Raw genomic sequence first — 20327 nt, forward strand, 5'->3', positions numbered from 1 at the left:
GATCAATAAAAATAGTCACTATGTCATTTTTTGACGGCTGATTCATGCTTTATAGAAAATGGCATTGCACTCCGGCTCCAGTTAAAATGCCGGCTGTTTTGTTCGGACACTTGTATGAATACTCTGACGATTCTGGAACTGGAATATAAAGACGACACCAGTCTCTACTTTGAACATTTTATTAATCTTCCTTATCCATGTTTTCTGGATAGTTCAGCATTTGATGGTAATCAGGCAGTTTATAAAGACCATTTCAGCCGTTATGACATCATGACGGCAGCCCCCGAAATGCACTTCACCTTTACCTCAGAAGGTAATTTGATTATTGAAGACCTCATTCAACAAAAAACAGAAACATTTTCTGATACAGAACCTTTTTCGCAATTGTCAGACCGTCTTCATCATATGAGCAAAGTTGACAATGTAGGATTGCCATTTGTGGGAGGCATAGTTGGTTTCTGGGGATATGAGATGTGCGAATACCTCGAGCCAGGCCGAATAGCCCATCGGGATATCTCAACACCACTGATGTCCGTCGGTCTCTATCAGTGGGCTCTGATCTCAGATCATAAGGAACGACGAACCTGCCTGGTATTTCACCCTGATATTTCAGAATCACTGAAAAATGAAATCTTGAACAATATTGATCAGATGGTTAAGCAGTCAGATCATTCATCATTCAAGCTGATCAAAAGATTCGTCCCGACCCAGACACCAACTGAATATCAAGCTGCCTTTCAGCAAATTCAGGACTATATTACAGCGGGAGATTGCTATGAGGTTAACCTTACCCAGCGTTTTACTGCCCCCTATAGCGGTAATTCGTGGGAAGCTTTCAAACGGCTAAGAACCGTCACCAAAGCACCCTATTCAGCGTTTATTTCACGCCCCGACATGACCATTCTCAGCCACTCTCCAGAGCAGTTTATCCGACTGGAAAACGGTCATGTTTCCACAAACCCAATCAAGGGTACCCGTCCCAGAGGCCTTTCTCCTGAAGAGGACCGCGCTATTGCTGAAGAGTTACAACATAGCCAGAAGGATCAATCGGAAAATCTGATGATTGTCGATTTGCTGAGGAATGATCTTGGTAAAGTCTGTAAGACCGGAACGGTTTCTGTTCCCCGGCTATTTGCCCTGGAAAGTTATGCCAATGTCCACCATCTGGTCAGTACCGTCAAAGGCGAGCTGATGGACGATCATGATGCATTAGACCTGCTCAAAAGTACATTTCCTGGTGGTTCAATTACGGGAGCCCCAAAAATACGTTCCATGGAAATCATCAGGGAATTGGAACCTGTGGCACGCACTGTTTACTGCGGCTCCATTGGCTATATCAGCTGTGATGGCAATATGGATACCAGTATTACCATTCGGACTATTCTTGCAAAAGATGGCGAATTACATTGCTGGGGAGGTGGAGCGATCGTTGCTGACTCTGATTGTGAATCGGAGTATCAGGAGTCCATTACCAAAGTAAGAAACCTGATGAACACATTGGAAACCTGTTTATAGAAACAACGCTATTCATAGGCCACATGCCAGTGGCCTCTCCAGTAAAAGTGGCCATTTTTCAATCCAGCCTGATTGGTGGTCAGCATCGACTCTCTCTACATTAATACAGGAAGCATCCCCAAATGCGTTAAGGTAGTGCTGGCTGACCTGCCCAGGAACTGTCGAGTCTCTGGCCCCAAAATAGTGAACTTGCGCAATTGATGATAATTGAGCACTGAAAGCAGTCGGATCCAGTGCTGCAGGCATCTCGGAAACACCATGGTGACGGTTTAAAAACTCAGGAGAAAGGTTACCCGCCACGGTTCGAACATTGGTGACATCATTTCTCTGTGCAGCAATTAAGAGGGCCAGCGCTCCGCCGCCAGAATAACCGACCAATTCCAGCTCTTTATACTGCCCACTCTCTTTCATAGATGTCACAACAGAATTCATCGTATTAATTACTTTCTGGCTGTAGCGGTTGAAAGTCCATACCTGCCTGTTGCAACTGTCATTCATAACGTACTGGCAGGGCTGGGCAATGTAAGCAAGGTCCGGTGACTTATCCTTCAGCATTAAATGATGCACAAGCCGGTTAACCGGCGTTGGATCCATTGAAGGACGGTTGGACCTCAGCCAGGCACGACCATCTCCTTCAATATATATTCTAAGCGTACGGCTCACGGTTTCTTCGGGTGACCAGGTATAAATTGGCCAGTAAGCCTCATCATAAACGACAACTTTTAATGATTGCTGTAAGTCCCCAGAGTTTATTTCGGGAATAACTGAGCGGCTGGAACAACCAGCCATTAACCAGAAGCAAAAGCATAGTGTTATTTTTAATACTGTTCTTTTATTCATTGAGGCAACAATTGACTGACTAAATGCAATTTCCATAAATTTATATCAATGTAAACCGTTGTTATATGTTTTTTGTTGTAAACGTGAACCCGTTATTGTTAACTGACCAGAAGAAGACTTTTTCACACTTCGCCAGCTATGGAATAGGCACCATCTCAATCTAAACTTAAGAAGTGAACACTATGGACAGTATTCGCAAGCGTGTTTTCAAACGTTCCCTGCTCAGCTCTGCCGTTTTACTCTCAATCCAGACTTCTTTTGCATCTGCAGGGAACTGCCCTCCTCAGTATCGATAATATTATCCATGTTTATTGTTCCTCAGCTGGATACCAATAGCTCCGTTGATGAGTTGTTCAATGATAATGATGGTGATATACATTTCATTGAGCCAGCAAACCACCATACCTGCGCAGGCATCTCACTGGAAGATAACAACACTGTGGACACTATCATTAACCAAGGGGATATTGAGGTTCATCTTGGTTTCGAACGCTATAGAGATGCATTTGAAGGTGGCTATACCGTAAATGGTATTCAAGTCATCGAAAATGCTTCGTCAGGCAGATAGAAAAATATGGAGCTATCTCAGCTGAAACTTATGGAATTTTCATCGACGGCGCAATAGTAGAAGGCAGTATCGTTAATGCCGAAGCCTGGGAATAATGCTGGTTCTATTTATCCTGAACTAGGGCTCAATGTGCTTTTCTAAAGTCTTTTTGTAACTATTCAGCACCCAGCAAAGGCGTATTGTTGTAATTTCGAACCGCTTTAAGAAGCGCCTGAAATATGTTCAACCCCTGCTTTTTAGCAGATGATAAATAGCTTCGGATTCGGGTAAACATGGTACCTCCGTCTTCGCTTCTGAAGCAGCCTGAGATCTTCTGCTTAAGTTTGGCCATCCTGGCATCACGTTCACTGCCATTGTTATCGAAGGGAATTGAAAAGTCCGACATGAAGCGCAACGTTTCAACCTTAAACTCAATAAGCCTTTTGAACAGGTTGTAGGCCTTGGTATTCCTGACCTTCTTACGTCCAAGCACCTGTCGTTGTTTTTCCATATAAGCGGTTTCCTTCGTGAGAGCCCTTTGAAGGATTTGGTCGTATATCGTCTCAATGCGAAGCTGTATTGCACCAGGCATTTGAGTCAGACCGGCTGCTTTGTATTTCTTGCAGAAGTGCCAGGAGAGCGTAAGCAATTTCATCAGCCGCAGAGCCAGCTTATTCGCATCCCTATCGACAACTCCCTGAAGCTCTCTCAGATGATGGGCATTACAAAGCACATGCACTGCCGCATAGGCAAAGTAGGACTTCCAATGATCGTGAACCAGAATGCCTGCAAAAGTCAGCAGGATGCCCATTGCATCCATTGCTTCACAACCTCGCCTTTCTGAGAGGTAGTAAAGCGTCCATTGGTCATCTCGCATAATGTGTAACCACCACAGTGAACCGTCAACCCGCATGCCAGTTTCATCCGCTCCTGCAACCGGACTTTCTTGTAAAGCATCGCGGATACTCTGCTCAGTAGAGGCCAGGTTCTCATGGGTATAGGCAACAAAATTGGCAACAGAGCCTGCGCTGACACTCATGCAATAAATAGTATTGAAATACTCAGACACCCGGTGATATGGGATGAAGTGATACTGGTTTAAATGAACAGCCATTGCCTGAGTCACTTCTCCGTATTGAGCAGCGGCTTTCACTCCTTGGGGAAACTCAGCGGTGTTCCGTTTACCACAAGGACATACTTTAACGTCTGCCCAGTACGCGGTAACTTCAAATTCTCCGGGTCTACCTGGATCAAAAACCTGTCGCTCAATGTATTTGGTGGGTTTAATATCGATAAGCGAAGACTGGCAACAGCAACATTTTTCAACCTTCAGATGCCTGACATAATCGGGTAAGGCGACACGTCTCAAACAAGAGCCTTGATGACCTTTCTGGCCACCTGGTTTATTGCCTGAAGATGGTCTAAGGCTTTTGGGGTTCGGTGTTTCCTGTGAGGAGCAGGGGGCTTCTTTGGAAGATGTATCACCTTTATCACTCCCTTTTTTACTGGGCTTTTGATAACCATCTGACGATGGTGGCTTACTACTGTTTTGACTGTTTTTATTAACCCTTTCTTCCAGTTCGCTGCAACGTTCCCGTAAAAGCGCATTCTCGGTCCGAAGCTCTTCATTCTCTTTAAGGAGAGCTTCGGTAAACGGAGTAGCTGGGAAGTCTGGTTCCATACTGGAGATTTGTTAGAAAAATTGAGTATAAGATGATGGTCGAAAAATCAGAAAATTCCAGATTTATATGAAGGGTGCTGAATAGTTACGTCTTTTTTAAGCTTTATACACTTATGATTTCTGATTGCTCTGACTAATTTCCCACAAACCAGCCTTATGGCCGGTTTTTTGTGCCTGAAAGTTGACACTTTCAATCACCAGTCACACGCCAAATACTGAATATCCGTTATTCGGGCTCTTTTGCACCCAAGACACGGCAGGAGTTTGATGCACCCTCCTCCATGAGCTAAACCGATTAATAGGAGTCATTAAATCAATAACGAGTAAATGCTGTAAGGAGTATGCTCATGTCTTCCCTGAAAAGCCTCGGTGCTGCCATTCTTTTCTCAACTCTGGCCGTTACTGCCCATGCGGGTGAATCTGATCGCCTGAATATCAATGAAGCCAGTGCCAATGACATTGACAAAACCCTGGTGTTTGTCAGTGAAAAAACAGCACAGCGCATTGTTGACTATCGAAATCAACACGGTGAGTTCAGCACTATCCACGACCTTGCCAAGGTTGAAGGGGTCAGCAAACGACTGGCTCGCTATAACCGAAGCCGCATAAGCTTTGAGTAATCAATAAAAACATACAACATCTGAATTTTTGATGTTTCGGCACAGGCTTGACCTGTGCTTTTTATTACCTGAAATATCGTGCAATTGACCAGCCAATCAGGCATCCTCTCTAGTCCCAGAAAGTGAATTCTGTCGCAGAAATAGCTGTTTTATTTTTTCCACTGTCTGTATTTCCAAATATAAAAATAAACAGGGACTGTATTCATATGAGTAACCGATATGCAGAGACCTTTGAGCAAAGGGGGCACCCCTATGATCAGGCCATGCAATGGTTTCCGTCCTGTCGTGATCTTGAGTTTATCCGTCTGTTTGATCAGATAGATGTGAAGGGATGCCATACTGTGTTGGATTTACCCTCAGGTGGTGGCTACCTTGAGCGCTTCCTGCCAGAGTACAGCTCGTTAGATTCAGTAGATCCCAGCTCTCCATTTCGAAAATCTGAACTAATTTATCCGATTGATCTTGAAAACCTGTCGCTCCCGGAAAACCATTATGACCTTGTAGTCTTACTGGCAGCACTTCACCATATTGATAATAAATCCGGGTTTCTTACTTCGGTTTCCAATGCATTAAAGCAGGGGGTAATGTCTTGTTTTGCCGATGTCGCCGCGAACTCCGGCATCAGTCACTTCCTTGATGAGTTTGCCGGAACCTATAACACGACAAGTCATGAAGGGAGCTATCTCGAGATAGATGCGCCCTACCCTGGCTACTCTCCTGATCATCAACTCAAGCTGGTCGAACATGCATTGAAACCCTGCCCCTGGATATTCAACAATGTTCACGAAATGGTTGGATTTTGTCGTTTACTCTTCGGGTTGAAGGGAGTTTCAGATCACAAGCTTCAGGATGCATTAAGCCAGTATGTTGGTTTTACTGAGGCTACCAGCATCAATGGAGCCAGGGAAGTACACCTGCTCTGGGAATTGCTCTATATCACCTTTCAGAAAACACCGGTTTAATGGAGTCTGTATATGGATGTTCTATTTATCAGTGGCATCGCCAATAACAACCAGGTCAGTGCCGTTCTGGATAGCCATGGCCGCTTTCAATATCTGCTGAATGGCTCCAGCAGTGTTGCTCCCCATATGGAAAATACAACGGATTTTAAGAACCATCGCTTTATTCTTGGAGGGACTGGCGGAAACCAGCGATACGGTTTTCAGTTTCACCCTTCTGTCATTTTCAATGAGATCAGTGATCCTGATACACATAGCCATGCACTGGGGCGCTGTATCGATTTCTGCAAACAGCAACAGACTCCCGTCATCAACAATCCAGAGTCAATCAGGCAGACCCGGCGGGACCTGGTGACCAGTGCACTGCAAAATATTGATGGTGTTGAGGCACCAAAAACCATCCGGTTTACCCCCAGAACAACCGATGATGTACGCCGGCAAATCAAGACTCATTTCGATGGTCCGGTTCTGCTGAGAGAAGCAGGTACCCATGGTGGAAAAAGCCTGACCAGAATTGATGATCTGAAAGCGGTTGAAGAACAGCTCTACCCTTTTGCCCTGGATGGAAGGCCCTATTACCTGATTGAGTTCAGGGACTTTGCATCAGAAGATAACCTTTACAGAAAATTCCGCATCGTTGTTATTGAGGGCGTACCTTATCTCAGGCATATGCTGATTAATGATCACTGGATGGTTCACCGGACTGCACGTAACTTTATGGCATCCAGAAAAGACCTGCAGAACGAAGAAAAACAGTGGATTGATACGTTCTACAAAACGCCACCACCAGAATTGGCAGGACGAATCAAACAGATAGCAGAGCAATTGAAGCTCGATTATTTTGGAATCGATTGCAGCTTGAATAAAGATGGAGAACTTTTGATTTTCGAAGCGAATGCGAATATGAATATACTGATCAATACGCAGGCATCACCCAATCTTTGGGATGCCCCTAATTTGGCAATGAAGGAGCACCTGAAAGCGCTGATACAAAGAAGAGCAAAAGTATAAACCAGATAGCGCACAGAAATGTGCGCTCTATTCCTCAACCTCGTGCAGCGAGTAAAGCCGTCCGTAAATCATCGTAGTTGGTAATTGAAGGATATTGAGGAAACTCTGCAATCACATTGTCTGGCGCCTTGAACAGAAAGCCAGCATCCGCTTCAGAGAGCATGGTGGTGTCATTGTATGAATCACCCGCAGCAAGAATCCGATAATTCAGGCTTTTCAGTGCTTTCACCGAAGCCCTTTTTGGATCCTTCTGTCTCAATTTATATCCAGTTACCTTCCCGGATTCTGCCACCTCGAGGCGATGGCAAAACAGTGTTGGACGACCCAGCTGAACCATAAAAGGGTCTGCAAACTCATAAAAGGTATCCGAAAGAATGATCAACTGAAATTCACTGCGAAGCCAGTTCACAAAATCCACAGCGCCTTCCAGCGGCCTCATTCCGGAAATCACTTCCTGGATTTCATTGAGCCCAAGATTATGCTTATCAAGAATAGATAACCTCATGGTCATGAGTTCATCATAATCTGGAATATCCCGAGTCGTTGCCTTAAGCTCATCAATACCGGTATGCGTAGCAAATTCAATCCAGATTTCCGGGATCAACACACCTTCAAGGTCAAGACAGACGACATCCATTGGTTATTCTCTCTTTGCTGGTTAGACTTATTGCGGCCTGACAGGCTCGTCGAGAATATAGCATAAAAACCTATAAATATAGGTATTGATTCTATTATTGACTAAATAGCCACTGCTACAATGCCAATCATTGGAAAACAAAACAATTCCCAGGGGAGTGAGTTATGAAAATCACCATGGTCAAAAAGATAATGGCCGATGGCAATCTCTGTAAAAAATGTCAGGAAGTACAGGAAAGGCTGGAGAGTTCAGGCCATATCAACCGGATTGATCAATTTGTCACTGCTGTTGACGGCGACCCAGATAGCACAGGCAGTTTACTGGCAGAGCTGTACCAGGTGGAGAAAGCCCCTTTTTTTATTGTTGAAGAAGAAGGCTGTGAACCGATAATTTACACGATCTATTTTAAGCTGGTAAAGGAAGTACTGGAAAAAGCGGCTTGATTCAAGCCGCTTGAACGCAGTTACCGGTTTGGCAGCTGAACATGAGAAAAGAGCTCATCCACTTCCGCCTTGTTATGGCGAAGGATTGCTTCCTGAACCACATCTTTGGTCAGATGCGGTGCAAACTCTTCAATAAAGTCGTACATAAAGCCACGCAGGAAAGTACCACGTCGGAACCCGATCTTGGTAATGCTTGGTTCGAACAGGTGGTCAGCATTCAATGGCACCAGGTCTGAATCAAGCTCAGGGTCATAAGCCATTTTGGCAATGATCCCGACGCCCAGTCCCAGACGCACATAGGTTTTGATCACGTCAGCATCAGTTGCTGTAAACACGACCCGAGGTGACAGCCCTTCATTCATAAAGGCTTCATCCAGCTTAGAGCGACCGGTAAATCCGAAGACATAGGTTACCAAAGCATATCGAGCAATATCTTTCAGGCTCAGTTCAGAAACCTGGGTTAATGGATGATCTTTAGGTACAAGAACACAGCGGTTCCAGCGATAGCATGGCATCATCACCAGATCATTGAACAACTCCAGAGCTTCCGTTGCGATAGCAAAGTCAACAGAACCGTCGGCTGCCATTTCGGCAATTTGAATGGGAGTACCCTGATGCATATGCAGCGCAACATCGGGATATTGGCCAATAAACTGCTGGATAATTCCTGGTAAGGCATAGCGAGCCTGAGTGTGAGTTGTAGCAATGGACAGGCTGCCTTTGCGCTCGTCACTGAATTCCTGAGCAACCTGCTTGATCGACTCAACTTTTCTCAGAATCTCACCAGCTGTATCAATGATTTTCTCACCGGCTGGGGTAATGCGAGTCAGATGCTTTCCGCTTCGGGCAAAAACCTCAACGCCAAGCTCATCTTCCAATAGCCGGATTTGTTTACTTATACCGGGCTGAGAAGTGTATAGACTCTGCGCAGTAGCTGATACGTTGAGATCGTGGTGGGCGACCTCCCAGATATAGCGCAGTTGTTGCAGCTTCATTGATGGCCTCCGGTCAGGCAGGTTGTGCTGACAAAAATGAATAAGGTGAAACAGGATCCGTTAGTTCTATAAGGCATAAAAGAATGACATTAAATTCTTTTCCAGAATACAAGCCAGTCAATATAGTTACCAGCGAATCATCGATTTTTAGTCAATATTTTCAAACATCGCCTTGGCTACTTATAACTTTAGACCATAAATTTCAGGATGCTTATGGATTTTCTAACATACATTGCCACCGGTGCCGGCGTTGGCTTTGCGGTTGGCCTGACAGGTATCGGCGGTGGTTCGTTGATGACACCACTGCTGTTAATGTTTGGCTTTCCGGCCCATATCGCCATCGGAACGGATCTGATGTATGCAGCCATTACCAAGTCAACCGGAGTCATTGTCCATCACCGTCAGAGAAGCATTGACTGGACATTGGTCAAAACTCTCTGTGCTGGCAGTCTTCCTGCAACAGCCCTGACGATTGTTCTGCTCAAGGTTTTTTTTGACAGAAGCGCTGATTATAGCCCGATCCTTACACTATGCCTTGGGATAATGTTAACCCTCACTGCGCTGTCGCTGTTCATGAGTCCTTTTTTGAAAAAAAGACAGCTCTCCGGTGTCTCGATGATTCCACAGGAGTATCAGACTCCTCTGACATTTATTGCCGGTATTTTCCTGGGCGTTCTGGTCACACTTTCCTCTGTGGGGGCCGGAGCACTGGGAACGGCAGCTATAGTCCTGCTCTATCCTCTACTGAAACCCATCAAGGTCGTGGGAAGCGACCTGGCTCATGCGGTACCGTTAACATTGCTGGCAGGCTTTGGCCATATCTGGCTTGGGAATGTTGATTTTGTGTTGCTGGGCAGCCTGTTGATTGGCTCTATACCGGCCATCTATGTAGGAACCCGTGTCGGCATGAAACTGCCGGATACCTTCATGCGCATCATATTGGCCATTATTTTGCTTGGATTGGGCCTGAAATACCTTTTTTAACCCTTTCCAGGGTTGCAGGCCAGTGTCAGTTTGAATAAAGTGGAAAACCCTCACTGAGCCAATGGAAAATCCATAGCCAACAGGGCTTTATAAAGAGTGAGGTCACAGTCTGTCAGTATGGTTGCCATATTTATATCTGGCATCAGGGCAGTGTTGCAGAAGGATAAAATAGAAGCCGTCGGAATACACTCGTAACCTGATGGAACTCGGTAGTCGCCAGGGTGAAAGCAAGAGACCCTGTATCGTTACCCCTATGTTTCTTTTACCAGCAACTGCTAACGCCACTGATCAGGAGATTTTAAACAAGTCTTTTAAAAAAACGGAACCGCGCATATGGCTGTTTTACCCATTGAAGACCTTAATATTGAATCTCAGGAAGTTCTGTTGAGTCCAGAGCGCCTTAAGGCTGAGATTCCGATGACGGAAGTAGCCGCAAAAACAGTTTCTGAAAGCCGTGAAGTGATCAGGAATATTCTGGATGGCAAAGATCATCGCCTGTTTGTGGTAATAGGTCCCTGTTCAATCCATGATGTTGCTGCAGCCAAAGATTACGCCCGTCGACTTAAAGCGCTCAGTGAAGAGCTGAACGACACATTGTATCTGGTGATGCGCGTCTATTTTGAGAAGCCAAGAACGACGGTTGGCTGGAAAGGCTTGATCAATGACCCACATTTGAACGACTCATTTAAAATTGAAGAAGGTCTTCATATCGGTCGCCGCCTGTTGATGGATGTTGCCGAAATGGGTATTGCTGCCTCTACGGAAGCACTGGACCCAATCTCACCTCAGTATCTTCAGGATCTGGTCGCCTGGTCTGCAATCGGCGCAAGAACCACTGAGTCACAGACTCACCGCGAGATGGCCAGCGGTCTGTCTTCCGCCGTTGGATTTAAAAATGGTACCGATGGTGGACTGGAAGTCGCGATTAACGCCCTGCAGTCTGTTTCCAGTCCACACCGTTTTCTCGGGCTGAATAGCCAGGGACAGGTTGCGGTTACCCATACCAAAGGGAATCCTTATGGTCACGTTGTCCTGCGTGGTGGTAATGGCAAGCCAAACTATGACTCCGTTAGTGTGGCACTGTGTGAGAAGGAGCTTGAGAAAGCAGGCATTAAGCCAAATATCATGGTCGACTGCTCCCACGCCAACTCCAATAAGGACCCTTCGCTGCAGCCACTGGTGATGGAGAATGTGACCAACCAGATCATTGAAGGCAATCAGTCAATTGTGGGCCTGATGGTGGAGAGCAATATTGGCTGGGGCAATCAAAAAATGACCGTCAATCTGGATGACCTGCAATACGGTATTTCCATTACTGATGCCTGTATTGACTGGAAAACTACGGAGACGACACTTCGAAGCATCAGAGACAAACTGAAAGACGTTCTGCCGGGGCGTCGCTAGAAGGTCTTATAAAGCTGACTTTTACTCAAATAAACAGCTCGATTTGCTCGGGCTGTTCTTCTATTGCAGTGATCACTTTACACTCGGTAATCTGAATAAACTCCCCCCCTCCCAGAAGTGATAACTGGGTATCGGGTGGTGTATAGACCTCAATGGCCTGCTTTTTGCCGTAACTGACTTTACGCTCTACCGGCATATTGCTGATCCTGCGGTCAAGAATGGCTGAGCAGATCATGCAGACACTGGAAAGATGGCCATTAACCAACACCTCGTAGCGACAGTCACTGTTCAGGACTTCGGTACAGAGCGTACGGTCACTTCTTGACTCAATATCCAGATTTGCCTCGACCAGATGACGCACAGCACTGCCGTCTTCGGTGACAAAAAAGTTGGATAAAATGGCCTGTTTATAACGCTTCACAGTTCCGTCGGACTACTGGGTGATTGAATGAGCTTGGGATTTCAAAAAGGCGGGAGAAGATACACCATTATTTCAGAGAGTTATACCGGTATCTTTACCACTAAGTAAAAGTACCATTAATAAAGCCTGAAAAACCATAGCTTTGCCTATTCATCATCTGAAAAAGGCTGATACTGTATTTTATTGATGAACCATATTTTGCGTCCACCCGGTGCATTCACCACAATTTCATCATCGACCTGACGCCCAACCATTGCCTTGGCCATTGGGGAATCGATGGTAATGTGGTTGTTTTTCACGTCAATCTCGTCTGCGCCAACTATACGGCAATGGAGCAGTTCACCAGCTTCACTTTCCAGCTCAACCCAGGCACCAAAAAAAGCCTTGCCTTCCTGCTCTTGTGAATAATCGACAACCTTCAGGATTTCAAGCCGTTTACTAAGGTATCGTATACGACGGTCAATCTCACGGAGCTGTCGCTTTCCTTCTTTATATTCCGCATTCTCACTCCGATCCCCGAGAGCTGCAGCCTCAGAAACAGCCTGTGTCACTTCAGGGCGCTTTATTCGCCACAGATACTGAAGCTCCTGCTCAAGCTTTTCTTTTCCGGCACGGGTAATAAGGGGGGACTTCATAGGGTGAAACCGAAAACCAAAGGTGAAAAGGGAAACAATGAAGAAAGGAAGTGGACACCACCTCCCTCTTCTAAATGACATGCTTTATTTGTAAAACGCATTCTCGGTATTACTGTGATCCGTCACATCACGAACGCCTTTCAATTCCGGTATGCGCTCCATCAACGTTTTCTCAACACCATCCTTAAGGGTCATATCGACCGCAGCGCACCCCTGACAACCACCACCAAACTGAAGAACAGCAATACCATCATCCAGTTCCACCAGTGAAACCACACCACCGTGGGAGGCCAGCCCAGGGTTAACCTCCGTCTGCAGGAAGTAGTTGATTTTTATATCCAGAGGGCTGTCTTCATTGACTTTGGGCATCTTGGCGTTGGGTGCCTTGATGGTCAGCTGGCCACCCAGCTTGTCTTCGGCAAAATCAACAACGGCTTCTTCCAGAAAAGGCTCACTTGGACCTTCCACATGGCAGTTGAAATACTCAAGCTCCAGGGTCAAATCACCCTCTTTCTCTTCCCCTGGCTTACAATAGGCAAGGCAGGTTTCTGCATGAGGCGTGCCGGGATTACTGACAAACAGGCGTACACCAATCCCCTCAACCCCCTGTTTTTCTAATAATTGGGCAAGATATTTCTGTGCGGCTTCAGTGAATGTAATGTTCAACGCAACACTTCCTCTATTAACTTCATGGCTATTCTATGTCATTGGAACGCTTCAGAGAATCCCTACCGGGTAACTCGGTTATTCAGAACTGTTTCATTTGTTGCAACAATCAGCGAAAAAGTTCGCATTTGCAATTCATTAGCAAGAAAGAGATCGATAATGAAAGAAACCATCAGCATTCTGGGTTGTGGCTGGCTGGGCATGCCATTAGGCGAACGACTGGTGAAAGATGGCTACCCAGTCAAGGGTTCCACCACCCGTAAAGAAAAGATGGAAGCCATTTCTGCCGTTGCCATGGAGCCTTATAGGATTGGGCTTTCACCGGAACCAGAGGGTGATATTGATGCGTTTCTTGATACCGATATTCTCTTCATCAATATTCCGCCTGGAAAAGGCGATGGTCAGCCCCACTTTTACTTTCGCCAGATGAAAGCTCTCCTTCAACGTATTGAGCAATCCAGAGTTAAAAAAATTATTCTGATCAGTGCAACGTCTGTCTACCCCCAAAATAACGACGAAGTAACGGAAGAAGATGCCGTACGAATTGAGTCTCCATTCTCTGACACCGCATGGCTGGATATTGAAGAACTGTTCACCAATCATGATGACCTGAGAACCACGGTCCTTCGCTTCTCAGGCCTTATTGGCGGTGAATATCAACCTGGCCGCTACTTTTCGGGCAAAGCGCTGGGTGGCGCTGACGACCCGGTGAATATGATACATCGGGAAGACTGTCTGCAAATCATTGAGCAGATCATTGCCAAAAACCTGTTCGGGGAGGTCTTTAATGCTTCAGCGGATGAGCACCCTACCCGTCGCCAGCTCTACACCAAGTCCTGTGAAGTCATGGGCATTGAGCCTCCTATTTTTATCGATAAACCCATGCCCTACCGTCTGGTGAATTGCGACAAATTGAAAAAAGCGCTGAATTATCAATTTGTTTATCCAGACCCACTGGAAGCACTGGAAGTCTGACTCACACGCTTCTGGAACTTACTGTTCCAGAAGCTTCTCATTGTTGTACCAGCTTAACATCTCATGCAGTGTCACTACACTGCCAACAATGATCAATGTGGGTGCCTTTACCTTTTCTGATTCAATAATCTTATTAATGGTTGCCAGGGTGCCGGTGAAGACCCGCTGATTCCGGGTTGTTCCCTGCTGAATCAAGGCAATGGGCGTTTGTGCAGCCCTTCCATGATCCATTAATTCCTGGCAGATACGGGGAAGCCCCAGTAACCCCATGTAAAACACCAGCGTTTGACCAGGATCCAGCATTTCATTCCAGTTCAGGGCATAGCTGCCATCTTTCAGGTGCCCAGTGACAAATCGGACAGACTGGGCGTGATCCCGATGGGTGAGAGGAATACCGGCATAACTGGCACAACCGGAAGCGGCAGTAATACCAGGCACCACCTGAAAAGGTATTCCCTCGCTGGCCAGTGTTTCAATCTCTTCACCACCGCGGCCAAAGATAAAGGGGTCTCCCCCCTTCAATCGAAGAACCCGCTTACCTTCTTTGGCCAACTCGACCAACAGGGCATTAATTTCTTCCTGGGGCCGTGCGTGTCGATCTCGCTTTTTTCCAACGTAGATATAATCTGCATCCCGGCGACACAGTGCGAGAACATCTTCAGAAACCAGCCGGTCATGAAGCACGACATCGGCTTGCTGCATCAGCCGCAGTGCTTTAAAGGTCAGAAGGTCTGGATCACCTGGTCCTCCACCAACCAGATACACTTCACCGGTTTTCTGCTCAGAGGTGTTTTCCAGGGTCTGCTCAATAAAACTCCGGGCACCCTGAAGATCCCCCATCAGAGCCTTTTCGGCAGCAGGTCCTGCCAACACCTTCTCCCAGAAATACCGGCGATCATTGATCTGACTGAATCTGGCTTTGACCATATCGCGACACTCACCAGCCAGTGCAGCCAGTCGGCCATATCCCTGGGGCAACAGGGTTTCCAGGGGTGCTCTCTCAATTTGATAACTGACTCATAGGTTAGCTTCAACCTTTCCAGTCATGAACTCAGACCAAAGTTGTTCCCAGCGCCCCTTACTCTGGATCAGTGCTCTTGTTGTCAAAAGCACTTCCGCTCCTGTTGCTTTCCACCTCATTCCAGAACCACATAATCGTTGCTTTACCAGAGTCTTACAAGCCGCTTCAGTAACTCCTGAACCTATTGGCCAATGGCGTTTAAGCGCCTGATGATAATTCATTAACTGGTGATTGTTTGTAAAATAGCTCACAGCTTTGTAGCGCTTCTCTGTCAGTGCGATTGTCTTTTTCGGGAGCTCGGCTGATTCAATTTCCTGAAGGATTTTTTTGGCTGCTCCACGCTTGTTTTTCAAACTATGTAGCCTGTCTTCAAGCCACTGGTGTCGCTTCGCCTTACTGGTTGGAAACAGTGCTTCCGCTGCTCCAGCTAAATATTCAGATGCATGATAAAAATCGAGTATCTGCCCAGAGGTATGTTGTTTCAAATAACTCCAGTTTTCTCTAGCCCCGTCAGCTACCCCGATGTATGTGGCATTTGGGTAGAGTCGTTTTAGATCTGCAATCTCCTCGTCGAGCTTGCTCATAAAGCTTTGTTTACCATACTCTGGCGAACTGGCTGTATATATCGTGTGGAGCCTGTCTCCATCTGCAGAATATAGGCTCAATGTCCCACACATGGCTTCCCTCCAGCCTTCTTCACAAAGCAGCATGCAGGTTCCATCCAGACCAATGGCTATTGTTTCAACAGGCTCTTTTAGTGGAGGAAGGTGGTAGTGAGTGTCTTGCTGGTCTTCAATTAATGCACCTACTCTGTCCGATAAATGCTTGATATAAGAATTTGAAAGCGTCCTTTGATGGTTGGTCTCAAAATCTTCTTTTACCGCAGGCGCTGGCATCTGGCTGTATTTCCAGGCGATAGACTTGGCAAATTTGGGGGTAGCTGAACCAATAATACCGGCACGAAGATCAAGTGCTGCCAGAGTACTGCCACCTCTGACACCCTGATATACGGAGCGCTCCAAAGGTATACGACCGTATAAGGTTTCATAGTGCTTAAGAACCTTTCCTTTGTAGTTCCACTTCTGCTGATTAACGACGATAGGTTCTTTATTGGGTGATTCAAATAGCCCCAATAACTCTTTTGTTCCAAGCTGCCCGGCTTCATTGAGTGCACGCTGTAAACTATCTTCAAGATTCAGCATGTTGCCTGAATCTATAGAAACTTCAATTTGCAAAACGATGCTTTTGGTAGAGCTGGAAATAACAGAAGCGGGCATGACAGTTAACTATTATGAGTGGTGTTCCCATAGTAGCTGTGAAAATAGAGCACTATTGTTTCAATCATTCAGAGAGAGCACCCGTTTCCAGCTTCTGTCTCAGGAGACGGGCTAGAACCGGTGCTTTTCCTCCGGTAGAGAAGGCGACCACGACAGGCGAACGATCAACGATTGCCGGCATCACTGCATTACCAGCATCCGCATCATCCACCACATTAACAAACAGTTGTCGCTGTTGTGCCAACAGGGCTACCTGCCGGTTAACACCCTCATCATCCGTTGCGGCAATGACCAGACAAACATTATTGAGATCATGATGATCAAATGCTTTTTCCAGCAGTTGGTCATCACTGCCGGGAAGAAACTCACAAATATCTGAAGAGATCTCACTGGCGACCACTCGAACAGTGGCACCAGAAGCCTTGAGAAGCCTGATTTTACGCAGGGCGATATCGCCACCACCCACCACCAGACAGCGCTGGTTACGTACCTGTAGAAATAATGGCAGATAGTCCATGTTCTTCTCGTTATTTGTTGGGTTAGCTCAGGCCACATAAGCCTCTGGCACGGCTTGCCGAACCATGGATGGCACGAGTTTACCAGCATACGACAGAACAAAGATAACAATGTTTTCTTATCATCTATTCTTAAAAGTTATAAATAAGCCAAGCACGGATGTAGGATAAGGAAAAATCCGACTTATATCTTATGCGACTATGAGAGTACAGTTGATATCAAAGATGACGATATAGCTTTTTATACTGTGATTGCATTACTCCGACATAACGACAACGAGGATGCTTTACAGCTCATGGCTGTTTATATCCGAATGAGACTATTCCCCTCCTTCATGGATTGAAACGCGCTTCAGGCCCCAATAATTGTTAGTCGCCTTATGACCAGTCAAACTACTGAAAACACAGCCCCAAACCGGGACTTTCTGCGCAATCTCTGGCAACTGGCGCTGCCAATTTCCCTGCAATCCATGATGTTTTCAATGCTTGGATTGATCGATATCTTCATGGTGTCCATGCTGGGTGAAACCGAAGTTGCTGCGGTGGGTATGGGTAACCGGATCTTCTTCTTTAACCTGATTCTGATTGCCGCCCTGGGCAGTGGGATGAGCATTCTGGCCGCGCAGTATATTGGTGCCCGAAATATGGATGGCGTTCGCAGGACGCTAGTTCAAACCATCATTGCAGCACTGGCCATCACCACCCCATTTGCCATTGTGTACCTGCTCTTTCCAGAACAGATCATGGGGCTGGTCAGTGATGATCTTACACTGAAGGCTCTGGGCAGCAGTTATCTCATTATCACTGCACCCTCCTTTCTCTGTGTAGCGATCACAATCCCACTGGAAGCCCTGCTGAGAACGAATAACGACGCAAAAACCCCAACGCGCATTGGTTTTATCACCATTCTTATGAATGTGCTGTTTAATTACCTGCTCATCTATGGCCACTTTGGCTTTCCGGCACTTGGGGTTGCAGGATCAGCCTGGGGAACCACCATCTCGCGGTTGATTCAGGTTGGATTACTCATCTATTACATCCTCCAGGTGCGCCCTGGCCTGATACCGGTGAAGGCAGATTTTCTGCAGTGCAAAAACCGCAGACACTGGATTAAGTACATTGGCATCTGTGTCCCGATGTTGATTCAGGACGGTCTCTGGTCATTTGGTCTGGTGCTGTACAATCTGATGTTTGCCCAGATGGGGGTTGTTGAGCTGGCGGTGATGAGTGCGATCTCTTCCGTTGAAGGTGTTCTGATCTCCCTGTTTATCGGGTTCGCCATCGCCACTTCGATTATTCTTGGAAAGGAACTCGGCGCTGGAGAATTTGAACTGGCCTGGAAACAGAGCCGCTACTTTATGCTGGCGGCTCCGGCAATCGCTTTGTTAATTGGCTTTATTACCCTGATCTTTAATGAAGAGATCGTCAGAATGTTCGGTAAGTTTCAGGGTGAAACCTTAAAAATGGCCAGCGAGGTGCTGATTATTGCCGGTTTTGCCCTGTGTATCCGGGTCATCAACCTGACGGGGATTGTTGGTGTTTTGCGCAGCGGAGGTGATGTGAAAGCCACGGCAGCCATCAATGTCATTGGTATGTGGTTTGTGGGGGTTCCCCTGGCGTGGGCTGCGGTGAATATCTGGAATTGGCCACTTTATCTGGTGTTTATCTGTGCGCTGATGGAGGAAGTGACAAAAGCGGTTCTGGTGCTTTACCGCGTTCTGGCAAAATACTGGTTGAAAAACCTGACTGTAGAAGCTGAAGCGTAAAAAGATCTGGATAAAAAAGGCTTCCATTAAGGAAGCCTTTTTGTAAGAAAGATTATTCAATAATCTTCAAACCACCCATATAAGGCTGGAGTGCTTCAGGCACGTGGATACGGCCTTCTTCATCCTGGTAGTTTTCCAGTACAGCCACCAGAGTACGGCCCACGGCAAGACCTGAACCATTCAGCGTATGAACCAACTCCGGCTTTCCAGACTCATTACGGAAACGAGCCATCATACGGCGTGCCTGGAAATCAACGCAGTTACTGACGGAAGAGATTTCACGGTACTGATCCTGAGCAGGCAGCCAGACTTCAAGATCATAGGTCTTGGCAGCGCCAAAGCCCATATCGCCGCCACACAATGCAACCACACGATAAGGAAGGCCCAGCTTCTGCAGAATGGCTTCTGCGTGTCCGGTCATCTCTTCCAAGGCATCGAAAGACTTCTCAGGATGGACGATCTGAACCATCTCAACTTTTTCGAACTGGTGCTGACGGATCAGACCGCGGGTATCACGGCCATAACTGCCCGCTTCACTACGGAAACAGGAAGTATGCGCCGTCAGACGGATTGGCAGTTGATCTGCTTCAACAATCTGCTCACGCACCAGGTTAGTCAGGGTAACTTCGGCCGTAGGAATCAGGAAAAACTGCTTCTGATCAGCACCGGTATCATCATCACAGGCGGTCTTGAACAGGTCTTCACCGAATTTTGGTAGCTGACCAGTACCGTAAAGCGCTTTGTCATGGACCAGCAGAGGGGTAATGATTTCTTCATAACCGTGTTCAGTAGTCTGAACATCCAGCATAAACTGAGCCAGTGCACGGTGCAGTCGGGCAATTTTTCCACGCAGCATGGCAAAGCGGGAGCCGGAAATATTTGCTGCCGCTTCGAAATCCAGGCCCAGGGTTTCACCCAGATCAACGTGGTCTTTAACCTCGAACTCAAACTTCCGTGGCTCACCCCAGGTACGAACCAGAACATTATCGTTCTCGTCCTTACCTTCTGGTACAGAACTGTCTGGCAGGTTAGGCACTTCCAGCAACAGGTTATTCAATTCATCCTGCAGTTCGGACAGGGCCTGCTCATTTTCCCTAAGCTCGGCATTGACCTGATCCATGCGCTCTTTAAGTGCCGAAACATCACCACCCTGCGCCTTGATTTTGCCAAATTCCTTGGAACCCGACTTACGTTCGCTCTGCAGCTGCTCAGTTTTAACCTGGAGTGATTTGCGACGCTCTTCCAAAGAAACCAGACGCTCAACATCCAGTTTGTAGTGCTTCTTTAACAGCTGTTCTGCCACAGCTTCAGGAGTGCTGCGAACGAGCTTAGGGTCTAGCATATTCCTACCAAATTAACTGATTGGACGATGGTTTACATCCCTGGATTTAGAAGCCATTTTAAATGTACAGGCT

21 protein-coding genes are annotated in these 20327 nt (G+C 46.6%); 10 read left to right on the top strand and 11 right to left on the bottom strand.

Annotation, left to right across the window (positions count from 1 at the left end):
• The first annotated feature begins 114 nt into the window (after positions 1-114).
• Positions 115-1515: an aminodeoxychorismate synthase component I gene (gene pabB, locus ACOCLE_RS07985; RefSeq protein WP_419536259.1), complete on the top strand. Its 1401-nt coding sequence runs from the start codon at positions 115-117 to the stop codon at positions 1513-1515.
• A 12-nt stretch (positions 1516-1527) separates the two neighbouring features.
• Here the strand turns inward: pabB and ACOCLE_RS07990 are convergent, their stop codons facing one another.
• The gene (locus ACOCLE_RS07990; protein WP_419536260.1) at positions 1528-2391 is read right to left on the bottom strand and encodes an alpha/beta fold hydrolase; all 864 of its coding nucleotides are present in this window, start codon (positions 2389-2391) and stop codon (positions 1528-1530) included.
• 268 nt (positions 2392-2659) lie between these two features.
• Between ACOCLE_RS07990 and ACOCLE_RS07995 the strand changes: the two genes are divergently transcribed.
• The gene (locus tag ACOCLE_RS07995) at positions 2660-2923 is read left to right on the top strand and encodes a hypothetical protein (protein WP_419536261.1); all 264 of its coding nucleotides are present in this window, start codon (positions 2660-2662) and stop codon (positions 2921-2923) included.
• Positions 2924-3077: 154 nt separating this feature from the next.
• Here the strand turns inward: ACOCLE_RS07995 and tnpC are convergent, their stop codons facing one another.
• Complete coding sequence (tnpC, locus tag ACOCLE_RS08000; protein WP_419532963.1) at positions 3078-4583, bottom strand: IS66 family transposase; 1506 nt, start codon at positions 4581-4583, stop codon at positions 3078-3080.
• A 347-nt stretch (positions 4584-4930) separates the two neighbouring features.
• Between tnpC and ACOCLE_RS08005 the strand changes: the two genes are divergently transcribed.
• The 3 genes from ACOCLE_RS08005 to ACOCLE_RS08015 all read left to right on the top strand — a co-directional run bounded on the left by ACOCLE_RS08005 (position 4931) and on the right by ACOCLE_RS08015 (position 7173).
• The gene (locus ACOCLE_RS08005; RefSeq protein WP_419536262.1) at positions 4931-5203 is read left to right on the top strand and encodes a ComEA family DNA-binding protein; all 273 of its coding nucleotides are present in this window, start codon (positions 4931-4933) and stop codon (positions 5201-5203) included.
• A 206-nt stretch (positions 5204-5409) separates the two neighbouring features.
• On the top strand, positions 5410-6165 hold the full coding sequence (locus ACOCLE_RS08010) for a methyltransferase domain-containing protein (protein WP_419536263.1): 756 nt from the start codon (positions 5410-5412) through the stop codon (positions 6163-6165).
• Between the two features lie 12 nt (positions 6166-6177).
• Entirely contained in the window at positions 6178-7173 is a 996-nt protein-coding gene (locus ACOCLE_RS08015) for an ATP-grasp domain-containing protein (RefSeq protein WP_419536264.1), read from the top strand.
• 34 nt (positions 7174-7207) lie between these two features.
• On the opposite strand, the gene thrH is transcribed toward ACOCLE_RS08015, so the two are convergent.
• The gene (gene thrH, locus ACOCLE_RS08020; protein ID WP_419536265.1) at positions 7208-7810 is read right to left on the bottom strand and encodes a bifunctional phosphoserine phosphatase/homoserine phosphotransferase ThrH; all 603 of its coding nucleotides are present in this window, start codon (positions 7808-7810) and stop codon (positions 7208-7210) included.
• Positions 7811-7974: 164 nt separating this feature from the next.
• Between thrH and ACOCLE_RS08025 the strand changes: the two genes are divergently transcribed.
• Complete coding sequence (locus tag ACOCLE_RS08025; RefSeq protein WP_419536266.1) at positions 7975-8253, top strand: hypothetical protein; 279 nt, start codon at positions 7975-7977, stop codon at positions 8251-8253.
• Between the two features lie 20 nt (positions 8254-8273).
• Here the strand turns inward: ACOCLE_RS08025 and cysB are convergent, their stop codons facing one another.
• Complete coding sequence (gene cysB / locus ACOCLE_RS08030) at positions 8274-9248, bottom strand: HTH-type transcriptional regulator CysB (RefSeq protein WP_066015488.1); 975 nt, start codon at positions 9246-9248, stop codon at positions 8274-8276.
• Positions 9249-9461: 213 nt separating this feature from the next.
• On the opposite strand from cysB, the gene ACOCLE_RS08035 reads away from it, so the two are divergent.
• The gene (locus ACOCLE_RS08035; protein ID WP_419536267.1) at positions 9462-10232 is read left to right on the top strand and encodes a sulfite exporter TauE/SafE family protein; all 771 of its coding nucleotides are present in this window, start codon (positions 9462-9464) and stop codon (positions 10230-10232) included.
• 333 nt (positions 10233-10565) lie between these two features.
• Positions 10566-11636, top strand: a complete 1071-nt coding sequence (locus tag ACOCLE_RS08040) for a 3-deoxy-7-phosphoheptulonate synthase (RefSeq protein ID WP_419536268.1) — start codon at positions 10566-10568, stop codon at positions 11634-11636.
• 25 nt (positions 11637-11661) lie between these two features.
• Here ACOCLE_RS08040 and ACOCLE_RS08045 read toward each other — a convergent pair whose 3' ends face one another.
• From ACOCLE_RS08045 to nfuA, 3 genes are all read right to left on the bottom strand, one after another.
• Positions 11662-12057, bottom strand: a complete 396-nt coding sequence (locus tag ACOCLE_RS08045; protein WP_419536269.1) for a hypothetical protein — start codon at positions 12055-12057, stop codon at positions 11662-11664.
• 146 nt (positions 12058-12203) lie between these two features.
• Positions 12204-12692, bottom strand: a complete 489-nt coding sequence (gene greB, locus ACOCLE_RS08050) for a transcription elongation factor GreB (protein ID WP_066017464.1) — start codon at positions 12690-12692, stop codon at positions 12204-12206.
• 84 nt (positions 12693-12776) lie between these two features.
• Positions 12777-13358: a Fe-S biogenesis protein NfuA gene (gene nfuA, locus ACOCLE_RS08055; RefSeq protein WP_066017465.1), complete on the bottom strand. Its 582-nt coding sequence runs from the start codon at positions 13356-13358 to the stop codon at positions 12777-12779.
• Between the two features lie 159 nt (positions 13359-13517).
• Here nfuA and ACOCLE_RS08060 point away from each other — a divergent pair, with 159 nt between their 5' ends.
• Complete coding sequence (locus tag ACOCLE_RS08060; protein WP_419536270.1) at positions 13518-14333, top strand: hypothetical protein; 816 nt, start codon at positions 13518-13520, stop codon at positions 14331-14333.
• Positions 14334-14351: 18 nt separating this feature from the next.
• On the opposite strand, the gene cysG is transcribed toward ACOCLE_RS08060, so the two are convergent.
• The 3 genes from cysG to ACOCLE_RS08075 form a co-directional block, all read right to left on the bottom strand.
• Positions 14352-15311, bottom strand: coding sequence for a siroheme synthase CysG (gene cysG / locus ACOCLE_RS08065; protein WP_419536271.1), 960 nt, complete (start codon positions 15309-15311; stop codon positions 14352-14354).
• 39 nt (positions 15312-15350) lie between these two features.
• Entirely contained in the window at positions 15351-16631 is a 1281-nt protein-coding gene (locus tag ACOCLE_RS08070) for an ISKra4 family transposase (RefSeq protein WP_419532972.1), read from the bottom strand.
• Between the two features lie 64 nt (positions 16632-16695).
• Complete coding sequence (locus tag ACOCLE_RS08075; protein WP_419536272.1) at positions 16696-17148, bottom strand: precorrin-2 dehydrogenase/sirohydrochlorin ferrochelatase family protein; 453 nt, start codon at positions 17146-17148, stop codon at positions 16696-16698.
• Positions 17149-17526: 378 nt separating this feature from the next.
• Between ACOCLE_RS08075 and ACOCLE_RS08080 the strand changes: the two genes are divergently transcribed.
• A complete protein-coding gene (locus ACOCLE_RS08080; RefSeq protein ID WP_419536273.1) occupies positions 17527-18912 on the top strand; it encodes an MATE family efflux transporter in 1386 nt (461 codons plus the stop codon).
• A 52-nt stretch (positions 18913-18964) separates the two neighbouring features.
• Here ACOCLE_RS08080 and serS read toward each other — a convergent pair whose 3' ends face one another.
• Positions 18965-20254 carry a serine--tRNA ligase gene (gene serS, locus ACOCLE_RS08085; protein ID WP_419536274.1) on the bottom strand — a complete coding sequence of 430 codons (1290 nt, stop codon included), beginning with the start codon at positions 20252-20254 and terminating at the stop codon, positions 18965-18967.
• Positions 20255-20327 lie beyond the last annotated feature (73 nt).

Origin of the sequence: Endozoicomonas sp. (assembly GCF_965196975.1) — a bacterium.
Taxonomy (GTDB): Bacteria; Pseudomonadota; Gammaproteobacteria; order Pseudomonadales; family Endozoicomonadaceae; genus Endozoicomonas.